This window comes from Pseudomonas sp. CP-1, assembly GCF_021213715.1.
Taxonomy (GTDB): domain Bacteria; phylum Pseudomonadota; class Gammaproteobacteria; order Pseudomonadales; family Pseudomonadaceae; genus Pseudomonas; species Pseudomonas aeruginosa.
The window spans coordinates 483310-509310 of the sequence record NZ_JAJQKY010000003.1; the positions used below are offsets into that span (position 1 = coordinate 483310).

The following is a 26001-nucleotide window of genomic DNA, read 5'->3' on the forward strand; positions in this document are numbered from 1 at the left end:
CGGCCTACTCCGCGTGGTAGCCGGTGATGCGCTCGACTTCCTGCTTCGAGCCGAGGAACACCGCGACACGCTGGTGCAGGTTCTCCGGCTTGATGTCGAGGATGCGCTGGGTGCCGTTGGTGGCGGCGCCGCCGGCCTGCTCGATGATGAACGACATCGGGTTGGCTTCGTACATCAGGCGCAGCTTGCCGGGCTTCTCCGGCTCGCGGGCGTCGCGCGGGTACATGAAGACGCCACCACGGGTCAGGATGCGGTGGACGTCGGCGACCATCGAGGCGATCCAGCGCATGTTGTAGTTCTTGCCCAGCGGGCCTTCCTTGCCGGCCAGCAGTTCTTCCACGTAGCGTTTCACCGGCGCTTCCCAGTGGCGCTGGTTGGACATGTTGATGGCGAACTCGGCGGTGCTTTCCGGCACGCTGATGTTGTCGTGGGTGAGGACGAAGCTGCCCAGCTCGCGATCCAGGGTGAAGCCCTTGACGCCATTGCCGAGGGTCAGCATCAGCATGGTCTGCGGGCCGTAGATGGCGTAGCCGGCGGCGACCTGGGTGGTGCCCGGCTGGAGGAAGGCTTCCTCGCGCAGGGTATCGTTCTGGTTCAGGTACTCGCTGGGGCAGCGCAGCACCGAGAAGATGGTGCCGACCGAGACGTTGACGTCGATGTTGCTGGAGCCGTCCAGCGGGTCGAAGACCAACAGGTAGGCGCCTTTCGGATAGCGCCCCGGAATCTGGTAGGGGTGGTCCATCTCCTCGGAGGCCATGCCGGCCAGGTTGCCGGCCCATTCGTTGGCTTCCAGCAGGATCTCGTTGGACATCACGTCCAGCTTCTTCTGCACCTCGCCCTGCACGTTCTCGGTGCCCATGCTGCCGAGTACGCCGCCCAGCGCGCCCTTGGACACCGCATGGCTGATTTCCTTGCAGGCACGCGCCACGACCTCGATGAGGAAGCGCAGGTCGGCCGGGGTGTTGTGGCTGCGGGTCTGCTCGATCAGATAGCGGCTCAGGGTAACGCGGGACATGGATGGCTCCGGAGAGAGGAAAAAACCCGCGCAGTTTAACGCGGAATTGGCGGTCACGCTTGACTCCGCGCAACCGCCGGTTGGAGATCGGCGGCGGTGGCGCGGTTCATTTCCGCGGCGCGCAACCGATCGACGGTCGTCAGCCGCGTCCCATCTCGCCGTTCAGGCTGGCCTGGACGATTTCCACCCAGTAGCCGTCGGGATCGCTGATGAAGGCCACGTTCTTCATGCCTCGGTCCAGCGGCTTGACGAAGTTCACCCCGAGCGTCTCGAAACGCTCGCAGGCCGCCACCAGGTCGGGCACCGAGAAGCAGATGTGGCCGAACCCGCGCGGGTCCTGGTTGCCGTTGTGGTACTGGCTGTCGTCGCTCTCGCTGCCCCAGTTGTGGGTCAGTTCGAGGACCGACTGGCGCCCGAAGGTATATCGCTGGCGCTCGTCAACCGCATCAGGCACTTCTTCGCCACGGGTCATGGCGAGGAAATACAGGGAGAAGCGGCCTTCCTCGAAATCCAGGCGACGCAGCAGGCGCATGCCGAGCACCCGCGAGTAGAAGTCGAGCGAGCGCTTCGGATCCTTGACCCGCAACATGGTGTGGTTGAACACGTATTCCTGGGTGATGGCGTCCGGCTCCATGCAGATGCCGGGCTGTACTTCGGTGTTGAAACTCATCGGGCGATTCCCTCGAACGAAACGGATCGGCAGTGTATGGCGGTCGACCGGGCGGCGAGTAACAGCGGGGTACTACTCTCTTGATGCCGGCGCGCGCCGATCGTTCCGTCGACGGGAAACGCGACCGGCGCCGCCCGGGCGCCGGCCGCCGTTTCAGAAGTCCAGGCTCAGCGCCAGGCTGACGCTCTGCTGGGTATCGTCCTCACCCTTGCGCCAGTTGTAGCCGCCGCGCAGCGACAGCTCCGGCGCCAGCTTCTGGCTGAAGCCGAGGGAGACGCGGTTGAGGTGGTCCTGCGGGGTGTAGCCTTCGAGGGTGAAGCGATTGCCCGGCAGGCTGTTGAGGGACATGGTCAGGTCCTGGGTGTCGTCCTCGTACTCGCGTTCGTGGGCGTACTCGGCGAACAGCTGGGTATCGCTGCCGAACGCGTACTTGCCTTGCAGGCCGGCGCCCAGGCGCTTCGAGCTGCGCTTCTGGTCGTCGTAGTCGAGCGCGGTGGCGCTGGCGCCCTTCTCGGAATAGCCGTCGACCTCGACCCGCGCGTAGTCGGCGCTGACGAACGGCGACAGGTGCCAGGGACTGTCGGCCTGCTGGGCGATGTCGTAGCCCAGGCGCGCGCTGAACGCCCACAGGTGGCCGTTGGTGTCGCCTTTCTCGCTGCGCTCGCCGCCGCCCAGGGCGAACTTGCGCTTCAGGTCGTCGTAGTCGAGGTAGCCGCCGGTCAACGCCGCGTCGGCCCACCAGCGGTTTTCCTGGTACTGCACGAAGGCGCTGGCCATGTAGCTGTTCATCCGGTAGTCGGAATCCTTGGCGCCGGCTTCCAGCTTCTGCCGGTAGAAACCGGCGGCGACCCCGGCGCGCCAGGCCTCGTCGATGCGGTAGCTGCCACCAAGGGTCAGGTTGTAGCCATTGCCGTCGCCGCTGGCGGCGCTGTCCTGGGAGTCGAAGTCCAGGCGCTGGCCACCGCCGCCGACGAAGCCGCGCCACTGGCCGACGTTCTGCCAGTTCTCCCAGTCCGCCTGCCACTGGCTGCGCAGTTCGTCCTGGTAGGCACGCAGGGTGCCGTGGGCCATTTCCGGCAGCAGGGTCAACTCCCAGGGCGCCGACAGCAGCGAATAGGTGTAGTCGGCGATCAGGCGCTGGCCGGTGATGGTCGGGTGCACGCTGTCGTTGAACAGCAGTTTGCTCGGGTCGGGCGTGCTGCCGTTGATCCCGTAGGTCGGGTTCATGGTGCAGCCGTTGCCGCTGAAACAGGTGCCGATCAGGTTCTGGTCGGCGGCCAGGCCGAAGGAAGCCGGGTTGGCCATGCCTTCCTTGAGCAGCAGCGGGATGTTCAACGGAATGACGTTGGCGCCGGCCTGGCTCAACTGGGCGGTCAGCTCGGCGTTGAACGTGCCGCTGAGTTGGCTGGCGAAAGGCTGCAAGGGACCACCGAAGGTAGCCGGGGTCAGGCCCAGGTCGGGCAACAGCCAGACCACGATGTAGCGCGCGCCGGCCTGCTGCAGGGCCTGCACGCTATCCACCAGGCGACCGGCGGCCTGTTGGGCCTGGACGTCGTTGAGGATGCGCCCCTGGAGGAAGTCGTTGCCGCCGCCGGTGATGTAGTACAACGCGTTCGGATCGGCACCCAGGCCCTGGCGGGCACGGTCCACCAGGTAGCCATCGCGGCTGCGCAGGAGGGTATTGTCGCGCTCGATCAGCGAGCCGTTGGCCGCGGTGATCGAGTCGTAGATCTGATCGGTCCGGTAGCCGCCCACCGCCCAGTTGTTGCCGTCGGCGATGCCCTGCTGGGCGTTGACCGGCGAGGTCGAGGCAGCCAGGTCGCCCGGGGCGATGCCGAGCTGATTGCCGAGCAGCATGGGCGCGGTCGGTCCGAAGATCTCGCCGCTGCCGTTCTGGTAGGTCGGGCCGACCCGGTTGGTGAAACGCGAGGTGCTTCCGGCGGGGCCGGCAGGATCGGGGAACTGCCCGGCATCGCTGAGGCTGTCGCCGAACACCACCAGCGTCGAATAGGGCGAAGGAGCAGCCTGCGGGGCGGTGGACAGCGAAGCCAGCAGGCAGGCCGCTACCAGTGGCTTGAGCGCCATTCTGATCATTCTCTTACTCCGTGATTTGTTTTTATTGTCGGGCCGCCGCGTCGTCGGCATGCGCCCCGGGGCCCGTCGTAAAGCCTCCTCAGCCGAACAGCATAGCGCGGAACCGGCTCATGGCTTGTTCGGCGAGGAACGCAGCAGGCTCATTGCCATTATTACCAGCAGAGCGACCCCCAGCAGAAGTACCGCCCACAGGCCGATCTTCTTCCAGTCGCTACCCGGTGCCGGCGCCGCGGCCGCCATGGCCACCTCCAGCGGTTCGCCCAGGCTGGCGCTACCCAGGGTGGCGCGCTTGCTCTCGGTATAGCCGGGAATCAGTACGCCGAGCGGCAGCGCCGCCGACTGCGCGCCGGGCTTGCCGAACGCCAGCCGGTACGGCGGGCTGCCGCGCACCAGGAACACCAGTTCGCTGGCCGGCAGGCCGACACTCAGGGACGGGACCTCCGGGCCCAGGCCGGTACCTCGTTGGTCCACCTGCAGACGCAGCTCGCGCACCGCCCAGCCCGGCAGTTCCAGCTCGTTCTGCTGTACGTTGCGGCCGTCGATCGGCAGCCGGTAGAGGACCCCGCGTGCCAGGCTGCTCCAGGCGGCCTCCCGGCGCGGCGAAGCGTTCTCCGTACGATCACGGCCGGACAGTTCCACCGGGACGATGGTGTGGGTCAGCGCCTGCTCCAGGGACACCCGCACCCGCTGCAACGGCAACGCCAGCGGCAACTGCCAGCGGTACTCGCCGTCCCCTGCCTGGCGCCCGGCCAGCGGCTCGGACCAGATCATCGGCGCCGGCTCGGTGCTCCGCGTGCTGCCTTGCAGGCGGGCGCCATGGAGGTCTGCCGCGGTTGCCCCGGCCGGCCAGGCCAGACGCAGGTAGCGGGCCTGGCGGCCGGGAAGCTTGACCTCGCTGACGTCGATGCGTTCGCCGTTGAAGGTCAAGCGGGCGATCTGTCCGTCACCCCAGGCCTGCCAATGCTCGAGGTCGTCGCTGGCTTCCACGGAGAAGCGCTGGAAGCCCTCCTCCGGGCTGCTCCAGTCCAGCCGCAGGCGCTCCAGGGGAAACGTCACCGCGCTCGCGTCGATCAGCCAGCCGCGCAAAGTCTCGGCAGCCGGCCCGGCGTTTTCCGGCAGCACCTCGACTATGGTGCCGCTGGTGTTGCGCTGCACCCGCAGGTTCGGTTGCGTCGCGTCGGCGGCGGACGTGCCTCGCAACGGGAACAGCCGCACCTCGGCCTCATGCGGCGTGCTGGCCTGGCGTTCGCTGCCGGCCACCAGGGCGTAGGGCAAGGCCTCGCCCTCGGCATCGAAGACCCGCAGGTCGCGCAGGTCGGCATGAGCAGCCGACAACTGCACGCTCATCGGGATGCTCAGGCGATACCAGGGACCTTCGCCCTGCAGCGACAGCGCCACCTGGCGGCTGAAACCTTCGGCAGACTCCTTCGCCGACAGCGGCAGGGACAGGCAGGCGCCCAGCAGGAGCAGGCCGGCGGTTCTGAACGAAAAGGAGCGCGTCATGGCTGCTCGGCCTCCGATGCGACCTCGGCACGACGCGGAGGCAAGGGTGAGAAGTAGCCGACGACCAGCAACAGGACGCCGACCCCGATGAAGGAGATGATTCGCTCCAGGCTGCCGCTGTTGCCCAGCTCGACGAAGAACAGCTTGACCACCACGACGCCGACCAGCGCCGCGCCGACCATCCACAGGTCGCGCCGGCCGAGACGGGTACCGGCGATGGTCAGGCCCAGCGCGCAGAGCGTCCAGACCAGCGACAGCCCCGCCTGCACCAGCATCGACGCGGCCAGCGCCTCGGCCTGGAACGGCACGCCGGCCAGGTGGTGCGCGGCGCGGCACACCGCCAGGGTCAGCAGGGCGAACAGCGAGGCGCCGGCCAACGCCTGGCGCCCCAGGCGCGCGCTGGCATTGCCATCGACGAGCGAGGCCAGGCTGGCGTCGCTCCAGCGGTAGAGGGCGAACAGCACGATCAGCAGCCCCAGTTCCAGCGGGTTGGCCAGCGGCAGGTAAGGCAGCGGCTCGGCGGCGCCGTCGCTGAGCAGGTTGGCGCTCCAGAACCAGCCGAGCAGCAACAGCGCCACCGGCGCAGCGGCGAGCAGCCGATACTCCCGCGGGAAGTCGCGCAGCGGCCAGGGCAGGCTCCGCCCGCCAGCCATCAGCAGCAGGTAGGCGCTCGGGACCAGCGCCCAGCCCAGCCAACGCCAGGCGTTGTACTGTTCGGCGAGCAGGGCGAACAGGTAGCGCAGCTCCAGCGCCAGCACCCCTAGCAACAGCCAGCAACCGAGCACATGGGCAACGCTCAGGGCCTTCGCCGGCAGCAACGGGGCAAGGCGTCGCAGCGACAGCAGGTGCGTGGCGAACAGCAGCGGCCAGGCCAGCCAGCCGAATTCGCCGAACGGCTGGTAATCGAAACGCCAGGCACTGGCCAGGGCCAACAGCGCCACCGGGACCAGCGCCAGGCACAGCAGGGCCAGTTCGCGCCAGCGCTCGCGCAGCGCCAGCAGCATCCACGACGCCACTGTCGCCGCGGCCACCAGCAGCAACGCATGCTCGCGCAGGCCATAAGGCACGAAGCGGACGGTTTCGCACAGCGCGGTCAGCGCCCACCAGCCGGCTCCCCAGAGCAGCAGCAGGTGCGACAGCTCGGCCAGGCCGAGGGTACCGATACCCAGCGCCCGCTCGCGCTCGCCGGCGCGGCGCAGCCGCCAGGCGCCGACCAGCGCCGCCAGGGCCAGCACTGCCGGCGTCCAGAACCCGGAATGGGCCAGGGGCCGCAGGCCTTCGCCGCTCAGCGAGCCGAACAGCGACGGCCCGGCGAGGAGGAACGCCAGGCCGCCCACTACCTGCAAGGCGAGGCCGAAGTAGAAGCTCAGGCGCTGGCGCAGCACCAGGCTCAGCCAGATGATCAGCAGCCCGCTACCGGCCCATACCGCGCTGGCGCTGCGCCAAGGCAGGACGAACAGCACTGCCAGGTTGACGAACGCCAGACCGGCCAGCAGCACCAGGCTCAAGCCCATGAGCAGCCGACTGTCGTCCTTCACCAGCGGGTCGCGCGCCGCCAGCAGCATGCCGCCGATCAGCGCCAGGCCAATCAGCGAGGCGGTCATCAAGCCACGCCAGCCCGAGTCGAATACCCCACCCTGGCCATCGCCGCCCTGCAAATGCAGGAGGAACAGCGCACCGCCCAGCAGTTGCACGGCGAAGGCGCAGAACAGGAAGGTACGCGAGCCCAGGCGCAAGCCGGCGAACAAGCTCGCCAGGCCGGCCACGGCCCAGGCGATGGCGGTGCCGTCGACGGCCAGGCAGAGCGGTGCGACCAGGTAGAGGAAGGCCAGGCCGGCGGCTGCCAGCAACGGCCGGCAGGCCGGCTCCCAGTCGGCCAGCGCTTTCGCCGGCGCGCGACGCAGCTGCCAGAAGCTGAACAGCGCCGCCGCACCGAGCATCAGCGCGCCCAGCGGCGAACCCTCCAGCAACGTCGTCTCACCCGGCCGCACGCCATTCAGGTAGGCCAACGCCGCACCGCCCTGCAACAGCAGAGCGAAGATCCGCGCCAGGCGGCGTTGCTGGTGCAGGCCGAGCCAGTAGATGCCGGCGCCCTCGACCGCCCAGGCGGCCGAGGTCCAGCGCGCGTCCAGGCCGAGCGGAATGGCCAGGGTGCCGAAGACCACCCCCAGCGCCAGGCAGATTTCCACCAGCAGGCTGGTGCGTCCGGCCGAAGCATGGCCACGCAGCGCCCGCGCCAGGACCATGTAGAAGAGGCCCAGGGCCAGGGCGCTGAAGGCCATGCCAAAATCGATGTGGCCGATCACCGCGCATTGCAGGCCGAACCCCACCAGTGGCGGGCCGAACAGCACGGTGGCGTCGATGTAGTCGGCCTGTCGCGCCGACCAGCGCAGCAGTTCGCCGCGCTCGGCAGGCGCCTGCGCGGCCTCCAGCAGCTTGCGGCGGGCGAAGAGCAGGCCGATCCCGACGTACATCAGGAAGAACAGGGCCAGGAACGGCTCGGTGCTGGCGAACAGCTCCGGTGTATAGGAGCGCAGTCCCCAGGCGAAACCGATGCCGAAGGTGCCGACGAAGCCGACCAGGTTGAGCGGCCGCCAGGCGCGGAACCAGGCGATGGCGAAGATGCCGGCGTTGAGCAGGGCGAAGTAGCTGAACAGCGCTACATGGTTGCCGCTGCCGGTGGAGGTCAGGATCGGCGCGGCGAAGCCGCCGAGCGCCGCCACCACCGCCAGGCCCATGGCGTTCTGCAGCACGGCGAGGATCGCCGAGCAGATCGTCACCACCACCAGCAGGGCCAGCGCCGCGCCGGGAGAGATCAGCGGATGCAGGCGCATGGCGGCGAAGATGGTCAGGTACAGCACCGCGATACCGGTGCCTTGCAGGATCAGGCCGTAGGCGGCGCGCCGCTCGCGCAACCACCAGCCGACGCCGAGCAGCGCCATCGCTGCCAGCGCCACCCCGGCGTAGCGGTACTCCACCGGCACCGCCACCCGTTCCGAGGCGTAGCGCAGGAGGAAGGCCAGGCCGATGAACAGCAGCACCACGCCGATGCGCAATACCGTGTTGCCGCCGAACAGCCAGCCCTTGGCCGCGGCGAAGCCACGCTCGACCAGCGAGGGTTCGCGTGGAGGCGCTGGAGGGGCGGCACGGCGCGGCGCTGGCTGGGCGTCAGGCTGGAACGCCGGCTGACGCTCGATGGGCTGGACGGACTCGGGGGGACGAGGCGGAGGCGGCGCAGCCTCGACGGCCGGCAGCTCGATGTCCCAGTCCAGCGGCGGGGCAACCTCGGCGGAAGGAGCGGGAGGCGTGTCTGCGAGCGGCTGGTCGATGCCGGCGGCCGGCTCGGGAACGCTTTCGGGAAGGTCCTGCGCCTGGCGCTCCACGCGCAGCAGGCGCTGGTGGATGACCTCGGTGCCGCGCTCGAAGCGTTCGGCGAATTCGCTCATCTGCTTGCGCAGGCGCTCGTTCTGTTGCGCCAGGTTCTGCAGCGAGACGGCCTGTCCCAGGGCCAGGCCGGAGAGGCCGCCGAGGAGTGCGCCGACCAGCGATTCCCCGGCGAAGCCGCCGAGGATCAGGCCCACCAGCATGAAAATCCATTGCATGCGTCGAATCCTTGATCAAGAGGTACCACGATCCACTGATACCTGCCCTGGCCATCCTGCCAGAGCGGAACCCGCGCCGGGAGTATACAGCCCGCATTCCCGAGATTCGACGCATTCCGACGCCCGCCCCGTGGCGAGCTACCTCTTCCTGGCGATGAACTGGACCACACAGGCCGCGCCGGTGTGGAAACGGCCCTCGACCACCTCGCGCTCGATTTCCCGCGCCAGCAGCACCTCGCACTCCGGCAGCTCCGCCTCCAGCGCCGCGCGGCTCACCAGCATGTCGACGTCCGCCGGGCCGCCGGTGCCGCGGCCGAGCTGTTCCGGCCGATAGGCCTCCAGCAGGAAGAGACCGCCCGGTCGCAGCGAACGCTCCAGCAGGCGGTTGAGTCTGCCGCGCACGCGACTGGGCAGGTGCGCGAAGATCGACACCACCGCGCCGAACGCCGCTGCCGGCGGTTCGTAGTCCGCCAGGTCGACCACCAGGGTGTCGATCGACACGCCTTTCGCCTCGGCCAGCCGGCGCGCCTTGGCCAGGCCGACGGCGGAGCCGTCCACGCCAAGCACCTCCAGCCCCAGCGAAGCGAGGAACACCGCGTTGCGCCCCTCGCCCTCGGCGACGCTCAACACCGGCCCGGCCAGCCGCTGCGCATGTTCCTTCAGGAAAGCGTTGGGTTCGGTTCCGTAGACATACTCTTCGGCGGCATAGCGTTCGTCCCACATGAGGTTCACCTCGTCTGTATTTCGTCACGGCCCAGGTGCCGAAACGCTAGTCTTCCACTTCAAGTCGACTTGAGGTCAAGGGCATGCGGCAACTGGACATAGGCGAGGTCGCGCGACGATCCGGGGTACCGGCCTCGACCCTGCGCTACTACGAGGAAAAGGGACTGATCGCCTCCAGCGGCCGGCACGGCCTGCGCCGGCTGTTCGATGCAGGCGTGCTGGAGCGGCTGGCGCTGATCGGGCTGGGCCGCGCCGCCGGGTTGTCGCTGGACGAGATTGCCGGCATGGGCGCAGCCGACGGCGCGTTGCGGATCGACCGCGCGGCGCTGGCGGCCAAGGCCGACGAACTGGACCGGACGATCCGCCGCCTCGCCGCCATGCGCGACGGCCTGCGGCATGCCGCGGCCTGTCCGGCGCGCGAACACATGGACTGCCCGACGTTCCGCCGCCTGCTGCGGGCCGCTGCCGCGGGGGCCATCAAGCCACGCCGGAAAGCGCCCGGCGCATAGCAAAACGGCCGGCAGGCCGGGCACCCCTGCCCTGCCTGCCGGCCGCGAGGCACGCCGTTGCGGCGCGCCGGTACGGCAACGGTTTAGACCTTGCTGCGCTCGTAGCGCTTGCGGTCGTTCTCGTTGAGCATCTTCTTGCGCAGGCGGATCGACTTCGGCGTCACTTCCACCAGCTCGTCGTCGGCGATGAACTCCAGCGCCTGCTCGAGGGTGAAGCGGATCGGCGGAACCAGGGCGATGACTTCGTCCTTGCCGGAAGCGCGCATGTTGTCGAGCTTCTTGCCCTTGGTCGGGTTGATCACCAGGTCGTTGTCACGGCTGTTGATGCCGGCCAACTGGCCTTCGTAGATTTCGTCGCCCGGGCCGAGGAACAGCTTGCCGCGGCTCTGCAGGGTCTCCAGCGAGTAGGTCAGCGCGGTGCCGGTGGCCATGGAGACCAGTACGCCGTTCTGGCGGTTGCTGACTTCGCCGGCCTTGATCGGACCGTAGTGGCTGAAGGTCGAGGTCAGGATGCCGGTGCCCGAGGTCAGGGTCAGGAAGTTGTTGCGGAAGCCGATCAGGCCGCGCGCCGGAATGGTGTACTCCAGGCGCACTCGGCCCTTGCCGTCGGGAATCATATTGCTCAGGTCACCCTTGCGCAGGCCCATCTGCTCCATCACCGAGCCCTGGTGCTGCTCCTCGATGTCGATGGTGACGTTCTCGTAGGGCTCCTGCTTCTCGCCGTCCTTCTCGATGATCACCACTTCCGGGCGGCCCACGGCCAGCTCGAAGCCTTCGCGGCGCATGGTCTCGATCAGTACCGACAGGTGCAGTTCGCCACGGCCGGAAACCTTGAACTTCTCCGGGCTGTCGCCCGGCTCGACGCGCAGCGCCACGTTATGCAGCAGTTCCTTCTCCAGGCGCTCCTTGATGTTGCGGCTGGTGACGAACTTGCCTTCGCGGCCGGCGAACGGCGAATCGTTGACCTGGAAGGTCATGCTCACGGTCGGCTGGTCGACGGTCAGCGGCGGCAGCGCCTCGACGTTCTGCGGGTCGCACAGGGTATCGGAGATGAACAGCTCCTCCATGCCGCTGACGCAGACGATGTCGCCGGCTTCCGCCTCGGCCACCTCGACGCGCTGCAGGCCGTGGTGGCCCATGATCTTCAGGATGCGGCCGTTGCGCTTGCTGCCGTCGTCGCTGATGGCCACCACCGGGGTGTTGGACTTGACCTTGCCGCGGGTGATGCGGCCGATACCGATCACGCCGAGGAAGCTGTTGTAGTCCAGCTGCGAGATCTGCATCTGGAACGGACCCTCGGTGTCCACCACCGGGGCCGGGACGTGGTCGATGATCGCCTGGAACAGCGCGTCCATGTTGTCGTCCATCTTCTCGTGGTCGAGGCCGGCGATGCCGTTCAGGGCGCTGGCGTAGACGATCGGGAAGTCGAGTTGCTCGTCGGTGGCGCCGAGGTTGTCGAACAGGTCGAAGATCTGGTCGATGACCCAATCCGGACGCGCGCCCGGGCGGTCGATCTTGTTCACCACCACGATCGGACGCAGGCCGGCCTTGAAGGCCTTCTGGGTCACGAAGCGGGTCTGCGGCATGGGGCCGTCCTGGGCGTCGACCACCAGCAGCACGGAGTCGACCATCGACATCACGCGCTCCACCTCGCCGCCGAAGTCGGCGTGACCGGGGGTGTCGACGATGTTGATGTTGTAGCCGTTCCACTTGATCGCGGTGTTCTTCGCCAGGATGGTGATGCCACGCTCTTTTTCCTGGTCGTTGGAGTCCATCACCCGCTCGCTTTCCGCTTCTTTGCGGTCGAGGGTGCCGGACAGCTTCAGCAGCTTGTCCACCAGGGTGGTCTTGCCATGGTCGACGTGGGCGATGATGGCGATGTTGCGCAGATTTTCGATCACAAGTCTTGTCTCGTTTAACGCCCGAAGCGCGGCTTCGCGGCGGTGGTGGGGTCGGACAGGGCGGCGCCCGACACGACAGGCTTCTTCAATTAAGGGGCGGGCAGCAGGCGGACGCTGCCCCGGTCCGGCCGGCACGCCGAAGGGCGGGCATCGGCCTAGGCGGCGGACGTGTCGGGAGGACGGTGGCGGATGCTGCCGCCGAACAAGCCCGGCTGCTTAAGCCGGACGATAAACACGCACATTGGTGTGCCCCTCGTTGAGCAGGTGATGGGCATGCAGGCGGCTCATCACCCCTTTGTCGCAATACAGGAGGTACTGGCGGTTGGCGTCCAGTTCCTTGAAGCGGCTGTTGATCGCGTAGAACGGCAGCGCCTGGACTTCGACGCCTTCCAGGGCCAGGGGTTCGTCTTCCTGGGCATCAGGATGGCGGATATCGATGACAATCTGACCGGGCAGCACCTCGCCGACCTCTTCCACCTGCAGGTCCTGGCCGAGTTCGTCGATCACCCGGTCGACGGTGCGCTGGGTGGCGCGCTCCAGGGCGCGCTCGAGCACCGCCATGTCGAATTTCGACTCTTCGTGCTCGACGCGGTAGGGCTTGGCCTGGGTGGTCGGGTTCACAGAGATCACCCCGCAGTATTCCGGCATGTGCCGGGCGAACTCGGCGGTGCCGATCTGCCGGGCGGTGTCGATGATGTCCTGCTTGTGGCTGACGATCAGCGGGCGCAGCACCAGGGTGTCGGTAACCCGGTCGATCACCGAGAGGTTCGGCAGGGTCTGGCTGGACACCTGGGAGATCGCCTCGCCGGTCACCAGCGCGTCCAGCTCCAGGCGCTCGGCCACGCGGCTGGCGGCGCGCAGCATCATGCGCTTGAGGGTCACGCCCATATAGCTGTCGTCGACCTTGGTGAGGATCTCGCCGACCACTTCCTCGAACGGCACGCTGACGAACAGCACGCGCTGCGAGCGGCCGTACTTCTCCCACAGGTAGTGGGCGACTTCCATCACCCCCAATTCGTGGGCGCGCCCGCCGAGGTTGAAGAACACGAAGTGGCTGATCATCCCGCGGCGCATCATCTGGTAGGCCGCCACGGTCGAGTCGAAGCCGCCGGACATCAGCACCAGCACCTGCTCCAGCGCGCCCAGCGGATAGCCGCCCAGGCCCGGATGCTGGCGATGGATGACGAACAGGCGGTCGAGGCGGATTTCCATCCGCACCTCGACTTCCGGCTGCTTCAGGTCGATCCCGGCAGCCCCGCATTCGCGGCGCAGGCCGCTGCCGACGTAACGTTCCACCTCCATCGAGGTGAACGCGTGCTTGCCGGCGCGCTTGCAGCGCACGGCGAAGGTCTTGCCGGCCAACTGGTCGCCGAAATGCGCCTTGCACTTGGCGAGGATGTCGTCGAAATCGCCCAGCGGATACTCGTGGACCTCGAGGAAATGACCGATGCCCGGGGTGCAGGTCAGGCGATCGATCATCTCGCGCCTGGCCTTGGCGTCGACCACGGCGGTCTCTACCTCAAGGTTGTCCCACTCGCCCTCGACCTTCAGCTCCGGGTCCAGGTCGCGCAGCACCGCGCGGATGTTCTTCGCCAACTGCCGGATGAAGCGCTTGCGCACCGGCCGGCTCTTGATGGTGATTTCCTGGAAGGTCTTGACGATGAGTTTCATGCGAGGGACGCGAACGCGCGGGGCGACGGAAAAAAAGGGGCGGAATTATATCTGAAATTGCTCACGTATTGAGCAGAAATATGCACAGTTATTTTTGCTGCACCAAAATGGAATGATGCACCAACATGGAGCACCATAACGGTGCACCCGAAGGCCGCCCAGCTACCCTGAAGAAGACCTGGCCCCGCCAAACATGGGGCCCTGCCCGATTCCGGGCACTGGCACGCAACTTGCTCACTTGTGAGGCAGGTTGCCCTGGCGGAGTATTCCGGCCGGCATCACCCGATACTGGGGCACAGAAAAAGCTCCCAGCTCTAATCCCTCCTGGAGGACAGCATGTCGTACAAGTCGCACCAACTGATCAAAGACCATGACGTGAAGTGGGTAGACCTGCGCTTCACCGATACCAAGGGCAAGCAGCAACACGTCACCATGCCGGCTCGCGACGCGCTGGACGATGAGTTCTTCGAAGCCGGCAAGATGTTCGACGGCTCCTCCATCGCCGGCTGGAAAGGCATCGAAGCCTCCGACATGATCCTGATGCCGGACGACAGCACCGCCGTCCTCGATCCGTTCACCGAAGAGCCGACCCTGATCCTGGTCTGCGACATCATCGAGCCGAGCACCATGCAAGGCTACGAGCGCGACCCGCGCAACATCGCCAAGCGCGCCGAGGAGTACCTGAAGTCCACCGGCATCGGCGACACCGTGTTCGTCGGCCCGGAACCGGAGTTCTTCATCTTCGACGAAGTGAAGTTCAAGTCCGACATCTCCGGCTCGATGTTCAAGATCTTCTCCGAGCAGGCTTCCTGGAACACCGACGCCGACATCGAGTCCGGCAACAAGGGCCATCGCCCGGGCGTGAAGGGCGGCTACTTCCCGGTACCGCCGGTCGACCACGACCATGAAATCCGCACCGCCATGTGCAACGCCCTGGAAGAAATGGGCCTGGTGGTCGAAGTCCACCACCACGAAGTGGCAACCGCCGGCCAGAACGAGATCGGCGTGAAGTTCAACACCCTGGTCGCCAAGGCCGACGAAGTGCAGACCCTGAAGTACTGCGTGCACAACGTCGCCGACGCCTACGGCAAGACCGTGACCTTCATGCCGAAGCCGCTGTACGGCGACAACGGCTCGGGCATGCACGTGCACATGTCGATCTCCAAGGACGGCAAGAACACCTTCGCCGGCGAAGGCTATGCCGGCCTGTCCGAGACCGCCCTGTACTTCATCGGCGGCATCATCAAGCACGGCAAGGCCCTGAACGGCTTCACCAACCCCTCGACCAACTCCTACAAGCGCCTGGTCCCGGGCTTCGAAGCTCCGGTGATGCTGGCCTACTCGGCGCGCAACCGTTCCGCCTCGATCCGTATCCCCTACGTATCCAGCCCGAAGGCCCGCCGTATCGAAGCGCGCTTCCCGGACCCGGCAGCCAACCCCTACCTGGCCTTCGCCGCGCTGCTGATGGCCGGCCTGGACGGCATCCAGAACAAGATCCACCCCGGCGATGCCGCCGACAAGAACCTGTACGACCTGCCGCCGGAAGAGGCGAAGGAAATCCCGCAGGTTTGCGGCAGCCTGAAAGAGGCGCTGGAAGAACTCGACAAGGGCCGCGCGTTCCTGACCAAGGGCGGCGTGTTCACCGACGAGTTCATCGATGCCTACATCGAGCTGAAGAGCGAAGAAGAGATCAAGGTGCGCACCTTCGTGCACCCGCTGGAATACGACCTGTACTACAGCGTCTGATCCACCCTTTCCTATAACAACGAGTCACCCTCTTGAGGCCTCCTTCGGGAGGCCTTTTTTATGGGCCGGCCCATGGAGAAACGCAAAGTTCGCCGCGCCGTTCGGTTAGACTTGCCGCGCTCCCCGCCCCAAGGATAAGGACCGTCCATGCGTCACTCTCTCTGGCTCCTGCTTGCCGCCATCCTCAGCCTGCCCGCCCAGGCCGCCACCGAATGCCGCGATATCCACGACCGCGACCTGCGGCGCATGTGCAACGCACTGGAACGCGGCGACAGCGGGGATTGCGGCGACATCGACAGCCGCGACCTGCGGCGTTACTGCGGCGCGCTGCTGGCGCCGGGACAGCGCTACGACTGCGACGACATCCGCGACGGCGACACGCGCCGCCAGTGCCGCGCCATCGTCCGCGGCGACCGCAAGCGCTGCGACGACATCGACAGCCGCGACATGCGCCGCCAGTGCCGGGCCGTGGTATCGCGTGCGCCGTGGCAGTGCGACGGCATCGACGACCGCGACATGCGCCGCATCTGCCGGGTCATCCTGTCGCGCTAGATGCCGCCGTCCGCCGGCGTGCCCTGCTCGTCCGGTTCCGCGGATTTCGCCTTGGGCGCCCGGCTCAACTGTACGTTGAGACGCGGCATGGACAGTTCGAGGCCGGCCTGGTCGAGGCGCCGACGCAGGCGCAGGTTGAACGCCCGCTGGACCTCCCACTGCTTGATCGGCGCGGTCTTGAAGCGGAAGCGCAGGATCGCCTGGCCGTTGTCGAAACTCTCCACGCCCTGCAATTCCATCGGCGACCACAGGTTGCGGTAGACCGCCGGGTCGCTGCGCAGCTCCATCGCGACCTCGCGCACCAGCGCCACCGCGTCGTCGATCGGCATGCTCGCCGGCACCGGCCAGCGGAACATCGCGTAGCCGAACTGGCGCGAGTAGTTCTTGATGCTCTTGATCTCGCTGAACGGGATGGTATGCACCACGCCGTCCAGGTCGCGCAGGCGCACGGTACGGATAGTCAGGCCCTCGACCGTGCCAAGGTGGCCGCCGACGTCGACGTAGTCGTCGATCGACAGCGAGTCCTCGATGATGATGAACAGGCCGGTGATCAGGTCCGCCACCAGCGACTGCGCACCGAAGCCGATGGCCAGGCCGATCACGCCGGCACCGGCCAGCAGCGGGGTGACGTTCATGCCCATGTTGGCCAGGGCGACGATCAGGGCGATCACCGCGATGGTGGCGAACAGCACGTTGCGGATCAGCGGCAGCATGGTCAGCGCGCGGGTGTTCGGCCGGCTCTTGCCGCCCAGGCCGAGGCTGTGCTGGATCGCGGTATCGGTGAGGATCCAGATCAGCCAGGCGACCAGCAGGGTGGTGCCGAAGCTGACCACCTTCATGCTGATCTGCTCGCCCTCGCCTTCCGCATAGCGAATCAGCGACATGCCCCAGACGCGCAAGGCGACCTCGATGAAGAACAGCACCACGAAGATGTGCAGCAGGGTGTAGCCGAAGCTTTGCAACTGCTCGATGTACGGCGCGCTGCGGCGCGGGCCGGCGCCGACCCGACTGGAACGGCGGCGGATCAGCCCGATCACGGTCATCGCCACCACCGCCAGCACCGCGCAGACCAGCGCCCGGCGCAACGCCGAACTGCTGTCGCCGGCGGAAACGAAGGTGGCGAACAGGGAAATCCCCACCAGCACCAGCACCGGCACGAACCACAGCGAGCCGACCAGTTGCACCAGGTCGTGCAGGCTACGGCGCTTGAGGCGGCGCTCCAGCGGCTGGTTGCGGATCAGGTGGGCGATCGGCCGGCGGAAACGCATCACGAATAGCGCGGTGAACAGCGCGGCGCTGGCGTTGGCCAGGGTACTCAGGCAGATCGAGGTGTGCTCGCCGAGGCCGGCGATCAGCCGCGGATCGTGGGCGACCTCGCCCAGCGCGGCGAGGCTGCCGATCAGCCACAACGGGCGGAACGCCTGGCGCCGCAGGATATCCAGGGCGCGCTGGCGGTGCGGGCCACTGAGCAGCGAGAGGGAAATCACGCACAGCGCGGAGAACAGCGTGCCGCAGACCAGCACATAGGCCATGACCATCGCCAGGGTCTTGCTCAGGGAGTCCGGCAGCACCACCGACAGGTACAGGGTGATGAGGAAGGCCACCAGCCAGGGCCCCAGCTTGCGCAGGGAAAACAGCAGCAGGTCGCGGGTCTTCGGATGCTGCGGCAACTCCGCCGACAGGCCGAAGCGCTCGCGCATGCGCCGGCTGAGCCAGAGCAGCGCGCTGGCCAGGCAGGCCCAGAGGAGGATCACCACCGAAAAATCGAAGACCATCGCCGGCAGGTCGCGCCAACTGGGAAAGCGCTCCTCGAGTTCGGCACGCGCCAGCTGGAACTGGTTGCCCCATAACGCGACCGGGCTGTTCGCGCCCTGGAACTGCTTTTCCAGGCTGGTCAGGGTATCGCCGATCAGCCCCAGCACCCCACCCTCGCTTTCCTTGCCTTTCTTGGTCACGTCGCGCAGCTGTTTCAGCTTTTTCAGCAGGTCGGCGCGCTGCCTGTCGTTCTCCAGGGTCTGGATGACCTGGTTCAGCGATTGTTCCAACTGCGCATCGCTGACCTTCTCGCCACCGGAGGAACTCCCCGCCAACGGGTTCGGCAGCGCCGCGGCGCCCGGCGGCGAGTAGAACAGGGCGGCGCAGAGGCACAGCAGCAGGGCCGCCAGGACGCGGGAGCGAAGGGTGAAGCGGGCGAAGATCGGCACGAGAAAGGCAGTCCCCAAGGTGAGAAACCGAAACAGCCGCATCATACAAGCCGGACACCCGCCGTTTCGAACGGGGCCGCCGGCCGGCGGCGCAAGCACAGACACTCTGGCGCAACGAGGGTTCGCCCCGCCAGTGCCGGCTGAGACGAACGCAGCCGCGCGGCGGGGCACAGCGACCGCCAACGTGCCCCAGCGCACACCTTCGAATACCCGCATGCCGCACAATGCACGGCTTGCCAGCGCGCCGATGCGGTGCAACGCTTGGCAGGTTCACCCGGAGACCGTCCATGCGCCTGATCACCAGCTGCCTGCTCCTGGCCGCCGCCCTGCCGGCCATGGCGCAGATCTACCAATACACCGACGCCAACGGCAACAAGGTATTCACCAACCAGCCGCCAGACGGGGTGCAGGCGCAGACCGTCGAACTGCAGCCGACCAATACCGTAGGAATCGACACGCCGGAAAAGTCCTCCGCGGGCAATGCCCCGGCCGCCGATAGCGAGGCTGCCGCCTACGAGATCCTTGCCCTCAGCGACCTCCCCACGGAAGAGGCGCTGCGCGCCAACAACGGCACCTTCAACGTCAGCGTCAGCATCCGCCCGGCCCTGCACAGCGGCCACCAGTTGCAACTGGTGCTGGACGGCAAACCCTACGGCACGCCCAGCGGCGGCACCCGCTTCACCCTGCACGAGATCGACCGCGGCGACCACAGCCTCGCGGTACAGGTACTCAACGGCGAACGGGTGCTGCAATCCAGCCCGCCGGTGACCTTCACCGTGCAGCGCGTGCACCTCGGGAAGAAGCGATGATCCCGCGCATTCTCGGCGCCCTCCTGCTGTGCCTGGCCTGCGCCGCGCAAGCGGGGGTCTACACCTACATCGACGCCGAGGGCAACCGCGTCTACACCGACCAGCCCCCCAGCGGGCGCAAGGCCCAACGCGTCGAACTGGCGCCGGGCAACAGCGTGGCGCCGCCGGGCATACGCTATCGTCCGCCCGCCGCGCCGCTGGAGGTGAAGCCGCCGGCCTACCAGCTACTGCGCATCCTCTTCCCCGAACCGGACGCAACCCTGCGCGCCAACAGCGGCGACGTCATCGTCACCGTCACCAGCGAGCCGGCGCTGCTGCCCGGCCATCGCTATCGCCTGCTGCTCGACGGCAAGCCTGCCGGAGCGCCGGGACGCAGCCCGGTGTTCCCGTTGAAGAACCTCGATCGCGGCACCCACCAGGTCGCAGTGGAAATCATCGATGGCGACGGCATGACCGTCGAAAGCACCCCGAGCCAGCCCTTCCACCTGCATCGAGTGAGCATCGCCGGGCAACCCCTGCCGGAGGTCGATACGCCGCTGGTCAGCGCGGTACAGCCGAGCGAGCGCTAGCCGAACTTCCCCTGCCCACTCCGCCGTGGGCGGGATTTTCCGGTTTTTTTCCCGACTCTCCTGGCGAAAACGCCGCCGGCCACGTCAATGCACCAGATTGGTGCGATTACCCGCACCACTTTCTATACTGTCCCCATTTCGGGTCACCGCTCGTCGCCGAAAACCTTCCCGGCGCACCTCTAGCCAGCGCCTCGGCAGAAAAAACGCGCCTTTTCGGCGCCTGGTTTGCTTTTTGCATTTTCCTGCCCAACCTTGGAACAGCTGCCCGCCATGCCGACCGATACCCTGCACCGACTGTTGCTCGACAACCTGACCACCGCGGTGATCCTGCTCAACGGCGAACTGCGCCTGGAGTACATGAACCCGGCAGCGGAGATGCTCCTGGCCGTGAGCGGCCAGCGCAGCCACGGGCAATTCATCAGCGAGCTGTTCACCGAATCGCCGGAAGCCTTGAACTCACTGCGCCAGGCGGTGGAACAGGCGCATCCGTTCACCAAGCGCGAAGCGACCCTGACCTCTATCACCGGCGTCAGCATCACGGTCGACTATGCGGTGACGCCCATCCTCAACCGCAACGAGACGCTGCTGCTGCTCGAGGTCCATCCGCGCGACCGGCTGATGCGGATCACCCGCGAAGAAGCACAGCTGTCCAAACAGGAGACCACCAAGCTGCTGGTGCGCGGGCTCGCCCACGAGATCAAGAACCCGCTCGGCGGCATCCGCGGCGCAGCGCAACTACTATCCCGCGAGCTGCCGGAAGAGTCGCTGAAGGACTACACCAACGTCATCATCGAAGAAGCCGACCGGTTGCGGAACCTGGTGGACCGCATGCTCGGCTCGAACAAACTGCCGAACCTGGCGCCGACCAACATCCATGAAGTGCTGGAGCGGGTCAGCAGCCTGGTGGAAGCGGAGAGCCAGGGCAGCATCACCCTGGTCCGCGACTACGACCCGAGCATCCCCGACCTGCTGCTCGACCGCGAGCAAATGATCCAGGCCGTGCTCAACATGGTACGCAACGCCATGCAGGCGATCGCCGGGCAGAACGACCTGCGCCTCGGTCGCATCACCCTGCGCAGCCGTACCCTGCGCCAGTTCACCATCGGCCACACGCGTCACCGCCTGGTGTGCAAGGTGGAGATCATCGACAACGGCCCGGGCATTCCGGCCGAGCTCCAGGAAACCATCTTCTACCCCATGGTCAGCGGCCGTCCGGACGGTACCGGACTCGGCCTGGCCATCGCCCAGAACATCATCAGCCAGCACCAGGGGCTGATTGAATGCGAGAGCCACCCCGGCCATACCGTGTTCAGTCTGTTCCTGCCCCTGGAACAAGGAGTGCATTGACCATGAGCCGATCAGAGACCGTCTGGATCGTCGACGACGACCGCTCCATCCGCTGGGTACTGGAAAAGGCCCTGCAGCAGGAAGGCATGACCACGGTGAGCTTCGACAGCGCCGACAGCGTGATCGGCCGCCTCGGCCGGCAGCAGCCGGACGTGATCATCTCCGATATCCGCATGCCCGGCGCCAGCGGCCTCGACCTGCTGGCGCAGATCCGCGAACTGCATCCGCGCCTGCCGGTGATCATCATGACCGCGCATTCCGACCTCGACAGCGCGGTGGCCTCCTACCAGGGCGGCGCCTTCGAATACCTGCCCAAGCCGTTCGACGTCGACGAGGCGGTCTCCCTGGTCAAGCGCGCCAACCAGCACGCCCAGGAGCAGCAGGGCCTGGAGCTGCCGGCGAACCAGGCGCGCACGCCGGAGATCATCGGCGAGGCGCCGGCGATGCAGGAGGTATTCCGCGCCATCGGCCGCCTCAGCCATTCCAACATCACCGTGCTGATCAACGGCGAATCGGGTACCGGCAAGGAGCTGGTCGCCCATGCCCTGCATCGCCACAGCCCGCGCGCAGCCTCGCCATTCATCGCGCTGAACATGGCGGCGATCCCCAAGGACCTGATGGAATCCGAGCTGTTCGGCCATGAGAAGGGCGCCTTCACCGGGGCCGCCGCCCAGCGCCGCGGACGCTTCGAGCAGGCCGATGGCGGCACCCTGTTCCTCGACGAGATCGGCGACATGCCGGCCGACACCCAGACCCGCCTGCTGCGCGTCCTGGCCGACGGCGAGTTCTACCGGGTCGGCGGGCACACGCCGGTGAAGGTCGACGTGAGGATCATCGCCGCCACCCACCAGAACCTGGAAAGCCTGGTGCGCGACGGCAAGTTCCGCGAGGACCTGTTCCATCGCCTGAACGTGATCCGCATCCACATCCCGCGGCTGGCCGACCGCCGCGAGGACATCCCGGCGCTGGCCCGGCACTTCCTCAGCCGCGCCGCCCAGGAGCTGGCGGTGGAACCCAAGCTGCTGAAGGCGGAAACCGAGGAGTACCTGAAGAACCTCGGCTGGCCGGGCAACGTCCGACAACTGGAGAACACCTGCCGCTGGATCACCGTGATGGCCTCCGGCCGCGAGGTGCACATCGACGACCTGCCGCCGGAGCTGCTGACCCAGCCGCAGGACAGCGCGCCGGCGGCGAACTGGGAACAGGCCCTGCGCCAGTGGGCCGACCAGGCGCTGGGCCGCGGCCAGTCGAACCTGCTGGACAGCGCCGTGCCGGCCTTCGAACGGATCATGATAGAAACCGCCCTCAAGCACACCGCCGGCCGCCGCCGCGATGCCGCCGTGCTGCTCGGCTGGGGCCGCAATACCCTCACCCGCAAGATCAAGGAGCTGGGGATGAACGTCGATGGAGCCGACGACGAAGGCGACGACTGAAGCGCCACTGCTCCCATGAGCGACCCAACGGGGCCTTCGGGCCCCGTTTTTCATGGTCCGTCGCGCGCCCCTGCCAAGCGAGACGCCGCCCCGGCCTCGGCAGGGCGCCCGCCCGATACCGTCGGTCAAACCGTGGCGTAGAGCGAATAACCGCATCGCGGTTATCCGCCGGTTGTGCAGAGCCGCGGCGGATAACGCCGCTGGCGTTATTCGCCCTACCGTCCGCAGCACAGCCCCAGCCTCGGCAGAGCGCCCGCCCGGCACCGTCGATCAAACCGTGGCGTAGGGCGAATAACCGCATCGCGGTTATCCGCCGGTTGTGCAGGGCCGCGGCGGATAACGCCGCTGGCGTTATTCGCCCTACCGTCCGCAGCACAGCCCCAGCCTCGGCAGAGCGCCCGCCCGGCACCGTCGATCAAACCGTGGCGTAGGGCGAATAACCGCATCGCGGTTATCCGCCGGTTGTGCAGGGCCGCGGCGGATAACGCCGCTGGCGTTATTCGCCCTACCGTCCGCAGCACAGCCCCAGCCTCGGCAGAGCGCCCGCCCGGCACCGTCGATCAAACCGTGGCGTAGGGCGAATAACCGCATCGCGGTTATCCGCCGGTTGTGCAGGGCCGCGGCGGATAACGCCGCTGGCGTTATTCGCCCTACCGTCCGCAGCACAGCCCCAGCCTCGGCAGAGCGCCCGCCCGGCACCGTCGATCAAACCGTGGCGTAGGGCGAATAACCGCATCGCGGTTATCCGCCGGTTCGGCGGGGCAGCGGCCCTTGCCCGGATTTTGGGCAGCGTGCACCAGCAGGCGACAAATCGGCATCAATCGCTGGCGGAAAAGCCCGCTCCGTCATTTTTCCGCAATCGACTTCCCACAAACCCCTGGGATGCCGCCAAGCCCTTGATCCACGGGCTTCCAGAGGCATTCATCACCAGCTCGCCCACAGACTTATCCACAACCCTTCAGGAAAGCGAGCGCGCCGCCAGCGTCTCATGAGAATTGGCACAGCCCCTGCATTGGAGCAGATAACGAAGATTTCGGGGGCCTCGGTACAGGCAGGCTGGGGAATCCCCTCTTTTACACCCGGCGGCAGACGCAGCATCCGCGCGCAACCGCCACACCCGTTTCGGGGACCTCGGTACAGGCAGGCTGAGAACTCCCCTCTTTTATGCCCGGCGGCAGCGCAGCGATCCGCGCCTCCGCCCTCCCGTTTGGGGACCTCGGTACAGGCAGGCTGAGAATTCCCCCTTTTATTCCCGGCCGTCGCGCTCCTGCAGTTCGACGACCAGGCGCCAGCCCTCGCCGTCCTCCGACCACTGCCAGCGCCCCTGCAAGGGGCGGGTCGAGACCAGGCTCAACAGCAGCGCCTTTCCCTCCTCGCGGACGCGCCAGCGCAACGGCTGGCCCAGCCATCGCCCGTCTCCCTGCTGCGCCGCGCCCCGGGCGACGATGCGCAACGTCAGGGCACCCTCCACCCGTGCCGCCGTAACCGCAGCCTGGCGATCGAAGCGCAGGACCAGGCCCTGCTCGCTCTCCCCGACCGCCAGCAGTTGCGGCGCAGACGTCGGCAGCGAAGCGGGACCGAACAACCTGCCGAGCATCAGCCCGAACAACAACCCGGCAAGCACCAGCGCACCCCAGACTTTCCAGCGCTGGCGCCGCAGATCGTCGATGGCGGAGGTAGAATGCCGCCCGTTATCTGCTCCGGAGCCCTGCATGTTCCACGTCATCCTGTTTCAACCGGAGATTCCTCCGAATACCGGCAACATTATCAGGCTCTGCGCCAACGCCGGATGCAGTCTGCACCTGATCGAGCCGCTCGGTTTCGAACTGGACGACAAGCGCTTGCGCCGTGCCGGCCTCGACTACCACGAATACGCCAGCGTACGCCGCTACCCGGATCTGCAGAGCTGCCTCGAGGCCCTCGGCCAGCCACGCCTGTTCGCCTTCACCACCAAGGGGTCGCGGGCCTTCCACGAAGTGGCCTACCAGCGCGGCGATGCCTTCCTCTTCGGCCCGGAAAGCCGCGGACTGCCGGAGGACGTGCGCAACGCCCTGCCAACCGATCGGCGCCTGCGCCTGCCGATGCGCGAAGGCTGCCGTAGCCTGAACCTGTCCAACACGGTGGCGGTGACCGTCTACGAAGCCTGGCGCCAGCTCGGCTTCGCCATGGACTGAGCCGGCCGGCAGGCATGAAAAAGCCCGCGCAAGGCGGGCTTTTTCGCAAGCGCTGGGCTTACTGGACCGACGGCGTCGGGATTTCGCCGGAGGCCTGCATGCGGGCGATTTCCTGGGCGTAGAGAGCGTCGAAGTTCACCGGCGACAGCATCAGCGCCGGGAACGAACCGCGTACCACCAGGTTGTCCAGGGCTTCGCGAGCGTACGGGAAGAGGATGTTCGGGCAGAACGCGCCGAGGGTATGGCTCATGCTCGACGGATCGAGGTTCTTGATCAGGAAGATGCCGGCCTGCTGCACTTCGGCGATGAAGGCAGTGGTGTCCTCGCCGTTCTTCACGGTCACCGATACGGTCAGGACCACTTCGTAGAAGTCGCCGTCCAGCTGCTTCTGGCGGGTGTTCAGGTCCAGGCTGATGGACGGGTTCCATTCCTGGCGGAAGATTTCCGGGGACTTCGGCGACTCGAACGACAGGTCGCGCAGGTAGATGCGCTGCAGGGAGAACTGGGGTTGCTGCTCGTCGGCAGCGCCGTTGGTAGCTTGCTCGGTCATTTTCGGGCCTTCCCTTGGGTCAATTCATGAATGGTTTCAGGCAGACAGCAGCGCGTCCAGCTTGCCGGCGCGCTCCAGTGCATGAAGGTCGTCGCAGCCGCCGACATGGGTCTCGCCGATCCAGATCTGCGGCACGGTGGTCGATCCCGCCTTGCGTGCCAGCTCGGCGCGCAGTTCGGGCTTGCCGTCGCAGGCGATCTCCTGGAAGTCCACGCCCTTGCGTTGCAGCAGCTGCTTGGCGCGGATGCAGTACGGACACCAGGCGGTGGTGTAGATCACGACGGGCGGCATGTCACTTCACCAGCGGCAGGTTGTCGCCGCGCCAGCTGCCGATCCCGCCGGACAGCTTGGCGGCGTTGAAGCCGGCCTTCTTCAGGACGCCGCCCCAGGTACCGGAGTGCTGGCCCATGGCGTCGACCAGGATGATGGTCTTGCCCTTGTACTTTTCCAGCTCGGTCATGCGGCTGTTCAGCTTGTCGGCCGGGATGTTCAGCGCGTCGACGATGTGCCCGCTGGCGAACTCCTTGGCCGGACGGATATCCAGGACCACCGCCTGGTCGGCATTGACCAGCGCGGTCAGCTCGCGGGTCGACAGGCTCTTGCCGCCCTTGCGCAGCTCGTGCAGCAACAGCAGGACCAGCAGGACCAGCAGCGCCGCGACCAGCAGGTAGTGGTTGGTGGCGAACTCGATCAGACGGGAAACGAATTGCATGGTGACGGATATCCAGGGCGTAAAAATGCCGGCCAGTATACAGACCGCGCCGGCCAGGGGGGAACCCGCCGGGCGGCGCCCCGCTCGGCTCCAGGAAATGGCGTCGCGGGAAACTTCACGGTTAGAATGCCGGTCCTTTTCTGTGAAGCTGGCCAGTTCCGGCCCGGGCACGGCTCGGGCAGGACAGAGGGAGCGAGGATAGCGGCATTCGGTTGCG

21 protein-coding genes are annotated in these 26001 nt (G+C 67.0%); 8 read left to right on the plus strand and 13 right to left on the minus strand.

What is annotated here, in order from left to right:
* Window positions 1-4: 4 nt before the first annotated feature.
* From LT948_RS09100 to LT948_RS09125, 6 genes are all read right to left on the minus strand, one after another.
* Window positions 5-1015, minus strand: a complete 1011-nt coding sequence (locus tag LT948_RS09100; protein ID WP_003110175.1) for a class 1 fructose-bisphosphatase — start codon at window positions 1013-1015, stop codon at window positions 5-7.
* Window positions 1016-1154: 139 nt separating this feature from the next.
* Window positions 1155-1685: a lactoylglutathione lyase gene (gloA, locus tag LT948_RS09105; RefSeq protein ID WP_003101793.1), complete on the minus strand. Its 531-nt coding sequence runs from the start codon at window positions 1683-1685 to the stop codon at window positions 1155-1157.
* A 153-nt stretch (window positions 1686-1838) separates the two neighbouring features.
* Window positions 1839-3779, minus strand: coding sequence for an esterase EstA (estA, locus tag LT948_RS09110; RefSeq protein ID WP_003115524.1), 1941 nt, complete (start codon window positions 3777-3779; stop codon window positions 1839-1841).
* A 108-nt stretch (window positions 3780-3887) separates the two neighbouring features.
* Window positions 3888-5282, minus strand: a complete 1395-nt coding sequence (locus LT948_RS09115) for a DUF3999 domain-containing protein (RefSeq protein ID WP_003141838.1) — start codon at window positions 5280-5282, stop codon at window positions 3888-3890.
* Window positions 5279-8884, minus strand: coding sequence for a DUF2339 domain-containing protein (locus LT948_RS09120; protein WP_033995335.1), 3606 nt, complete (start codon window positions 8882-8884; stop codon window positions 5279-5281). The genes LT948_RS09115 and LT948_RS09120 overlap by 4 nt, the downstream gene beginning before the upstream one ends.
* A 138-nt stretch (window positions 8885-9022) precedes the next feature.
* Window positions 9023-9607, minus strand: coding sequence for an SAM-dependent methyltransferase (locus LT948_RS09125; protein ID WP_003110179.1), 585 nt, complete (start codon window positions 9605-9607; stop codon window positions 9023-9025).
* A gap of 83 nt (window positions 9608-9690) precedes the next feature.
* Here LT948_RS09125 and LT948_RS09130 point away from each other — a divergent pair, with 83 nt between their 5' ends.
* Entirely contained in the window at window positions 9691-10116 is a 426-nt protein-coding gene (locus LT948_RS09130) for a helix-turn-helix domain-containing protein (RefSeq protein ID WP_003114472.1), read from the plus strand.
* Window positions 10117-10199: 83 nt separating this feature from the next.
* Here LT948_RS09130 and typA read toward each other — a convergent pair whose 3' ends face one another.
* Window positions 10200-12017 (minus strand): translational GTPase TypA, encoded by a 1818-nt coding sequence (gene typA, locus LT948_RS09135; protein WP_003096009.1) that lies wholly within the window; start codon window positions 12015-12017, stop codon window positions 10200-10202.
* A gap of 216 nt (window positions 12018-12233) precedes the next feature.
* Complete coding sequence (gene thiI / locus LT948_RS09140) at window positions 12234-13688, minus strand: tRNA uracil 4-sulfurtransferase ThiI (RefSeq protein ID WP_033995336.1); 1455 nt, start codon at window positions 13686-13688, stop codon at window positions 12234-12236.
* A gap of 336 nt (window positions 13689-14024) precedes the next feature.
* Here thiI and glnA point away from each other — a divergent pair, with 336 nt between their 5' ends.
* Entirely contained in the window at window positions 14025-15434 is a 1410-nt protein-coding gene (gene glnA, locus LT948_RS09145; protein ID WP_003096016.1) for a glutamate--ammonia ligase, read from the plus strand.
* Window positions 15435-15581: 147 nt separating this feature from the next.
* On the plus strand, window positions 15582-15986 hold the full coding sequence (locus tag LT948_RS09150; RefSeq protein WP_003096019.1) for a hypothetical protein: 405 nt from the start codon (window positions 15582-15584) through the stop codon (window positions 15984-15986).
* Here LT948_RS09150 and LT948_RS09155 read toward each other — a convergent pair.
* Window positions 15983-18190, minus strand: coding sequence for a mechanosensitive ion channel family protein (locus LT948_RS09155; protein ID WP_003096022.1), 2208 nt, complete (start codon window positions 18188-18190; stop codon window positions 15983-15985). The genes LT948_RS09150 and LT948_RS09155 overlap by 4 nt on opposite strands.
* Window positions 18191-18477: 287 nt before the next feature.
* On the opposite strand from LT948_RS09155, the gene LT948_RS09160 reads away from it, so the two are divergent.
* The 4 genes from LT948_RS09160 (at window position 18478) to ntrC (ending at window position 22348) form a co-directional block, all read left to right on the plus strand.
* A complete protein-coding gene (locus LT948_RS09160; protein ID WP_003096024.1) occupies window positions 18478-18999 on the plus strand; it encodes a DUF4124 domain-containing protein in 522 nt (173 codons plus the stop codon).
* Window positions 18996-19568, plus strand: a complete 573-nt coding sequence (locus LT948_RS09165) for a DUF4124 domain-containing protein (RefSeq protein WP_003096027.1) — start codon at window positions 18996-18998, stop codon at window positions 19566-19568. The genes LT948_RS09160 and LT948_RS09165 overlap by 4 nt, the downstream gene beginning before the upstream one ends.
* A 270-nt stretch (window positions 19569-19838) precedes the next feature.
* Complete coding sequence (gene ntrB, locus LT948_RS09170) at window positions 19839-20915, plus strand: two-component system sensor histidine kinase NtrB (RefSeq protein ID WP_003096033.1); 1077 nt, start codon at window positions 19839-19841, stop codon at window positions 20913-20915.
* Between the two features lie 2 nt (window positions 20916-20917).
* The gene (gene ntrC, locus LT948_RS09175) at window positions 20918-22348 is read left to right on the plus strand and encodes a two-component system response regulator NtrC (protein WP_003104661.1); all 1431 of its coding nucleotides are present in this window, start codon (window positions 20918-20920) and stop codon (window positions 22346-22348) included.
* Between the two features lie 1246 nt (window positions 22349-23594).
* Here the strand turns inward: ntrC and LT948_RS09180 are convergent.
* Entirely contained in the window at window positions 23595-24062 is a 468-nt protein-coding gene (locus LT948_RS09180; RefSeq protein WP_003096038.1) for a hypothetical protein, read from the minus strand.
* Between LT948_RS09180 and trmL the strand changes: the two genes are divergently transcribed.
* Window positions 24061-24522 carry a tRNA (uridine(34)/cytosine(34)/5-carboxymethylaminomethyluridine(34)-2'-O)-methyltransferase TrmL gene (gene trmL, locus LT948_RS09185; RefSeq protein WP_003096047.1) on the plus strand — a complete coding sequence of 154 codons (462 nt, stop codon included), beginning with the start codon at window positions 24061-24063 and terminating at the stop codon, window positions 24520-24522. The genes LT948_RS09180 and trmL overlap by 2 nt on opposite strands.
* Window positions 24523-24580: 58 nt before the next feature.
* Here the strand turns inward: trmL and secB are convergent, their stop codons facing one another.
* From secB to LT948_RS09200, 3 genes are read right to left on the minus strand one after another with little or no spacing between them, the layout of a single operon-like run.
* The gene (gene secB, locus LT948_RS09190; RefSeq protein ID WP_003096050.1) at window positions 24581-25072 is read right to left on the minus strand and encodes a protein-export chaperone SecB; all 492 of its coding nucleotides are present in this window, start codon (window positions 25070-25072) and stop codon (window positions 24581-24583) included.
* Window positions 25073-25108: 36 nt separating this feature from the next.
* Entirely contained in the window at window positions 25109-25363 is a 255-nt protein-coding gene (gene grxC, locus LT948_RS09195) for a glutaredoxin 3 (RefSeq protein WP_003096057.1), read from the minus strand.
* A 1-nt stretch (window position 25364) separates the two neighbouring features.
* Entirely contained in the window at window positions 25365-25784 is a 420-nt protein-coding gene (locus tag LT948_RS09200; RefSeq protein WP_003096058.1) for a rhodanese-like domain-containing protein, read from the minus strand.
* Between the last annotated feature and the right edge of the window lie 217 nt (window positions 25785-26001).

Excerpts from the sequence above, each read along its gene's own strand:
- LT948_RS09100 (WP_003110175.1), bottom strand. The coding sequence starts at position 1,015 with ATGTCCCGCGTTACCCTGAGCCGCTATCTGATCGAGCAGACCCGCAGC.
- gloA (WP_003101793.1), bottom strand. The coding sequence starts at position 1,685 with ATGAGTTTCAACACCGAAGTACAGCCCGGCATCTGCATGGAGCCGGAC.
- estA (WP_003115524.1), bottom strand. The coding sequence starts at position 3,779 with ATGATCAGAATGGCGCTCAAGCCACTGGTAGCGGCCTGCCTGCTGGCT.
- LT948_RS09115 (WP_003141838.1), bottom strand. The coding sequence starts at position 5,282 with ATGACGCGCTCCTTTTCGTTCAGAACCGCCGGCCTGCTCCTGCTGGGC.
- LT948_RS09120 (WP_033995335.1), bottom strand. The coding sequence starts at position 8,884 with ATGCAATGGATTTTCATGCTGGTGGGCCTGATCCTCGGCGGCTTCGCC.
- LT948_RS09125 (WP_003110179.1), bottom strand. The coding sequence starts at position 9,607 with ATGTGGGACGAACGCTATGCCGCCGAAGAGTATGTCTACGGAACCGAA.
- LT948_RS09130 (WP_003114472.1), top strand. The coding sequence starts at position 9,691 with ATGCGGCAACTGGACATAGGCGAGGTCGCGCGACGATCCGGGGTACCG.
- thiI (WP_033995336.1), bottom strand. The coding sequence starts at position 13,688 with ATGAAACTCATCGTCAAGACCTTCCAGGAAATCACCATCAAGAGCCGG.
- glnA (WP_003096016.1), top strand. The coding sequence starts at position 14,025 with ATGTCGTACAAGTCGCACCAACTGATCAAAGACCATGACGTGAAGTGG.
- LT948_RS09150 (WP_003096019.1), top strand. The coding sequence starts at position 15,582 with ATGCGTCACTCTCTCTGGCTCCTGCTTGCCGCCATCCTCAGCCTGCCC.
- LT948_RS09160 (WP_003096024.1), top strand. The coding sequence starts at position 18,478 with ATGCGCCTGATCACCAGCTGCCTGCTCCTGGCCGCCGCCCTGCCGGCC.
- LT948_RS09165 (WP_003096027.1), top strand. The coding sequence starts at position 18,996 with ATGATCCCGCGCATTCTCGGCGCCCTCCTGCTGTGCCTGGCCTGCGCC.
- ntrB (WP_003096033.1), top strand. The coding sequence starts at position 19,839 with ATGCCGACCGATACCCTGCACCGACTGTTGCTCGACAACCTGACCACC.
- ntrC (WP_003104661.1), top strand. The coding sequence starts at position 20,918 with ATGAGCCGATCAGAGACCGTCTGGATCGTCGACGACGACCGCTCCATC.
- trmL (WP_003096047.1), top strand. The coding sequence starts at position 24,061 with ATGTTCCACGTCATCCTGTTTCAACCGGAGATTCCTCCGAATACCGGC.
- LT948_RS09180 (WP_003096038.1), bottom strand. The coding sequence starts at position 24,062 with ATGCAGGGCTCCGGAGCAGATAACGGGCGGCATTCTACCTCCGCCATC.
- secB (WP_003096050.1), bottom strand. The coding sequence starts at position 25,072 with ATGACCGAGCAAGCTACCAACGGCGCTGCCGACGAGCAGCAACCCCAG.
- grxC (WP_003096057.1), bottom strand. The coding sequence starts at position 25,363 with ATGCCGCCCGTCGTGATCTACACCACCGCCTGGTGTCCGTACTGCATC.
- LT948_RS09200 (WP_003096058.1), bottom strand. The coding sequence starts at position 25,784 with ATGCAATTCGTTTCCCGTCTGATCGAGTTCGCCACCAACCACTACCTG.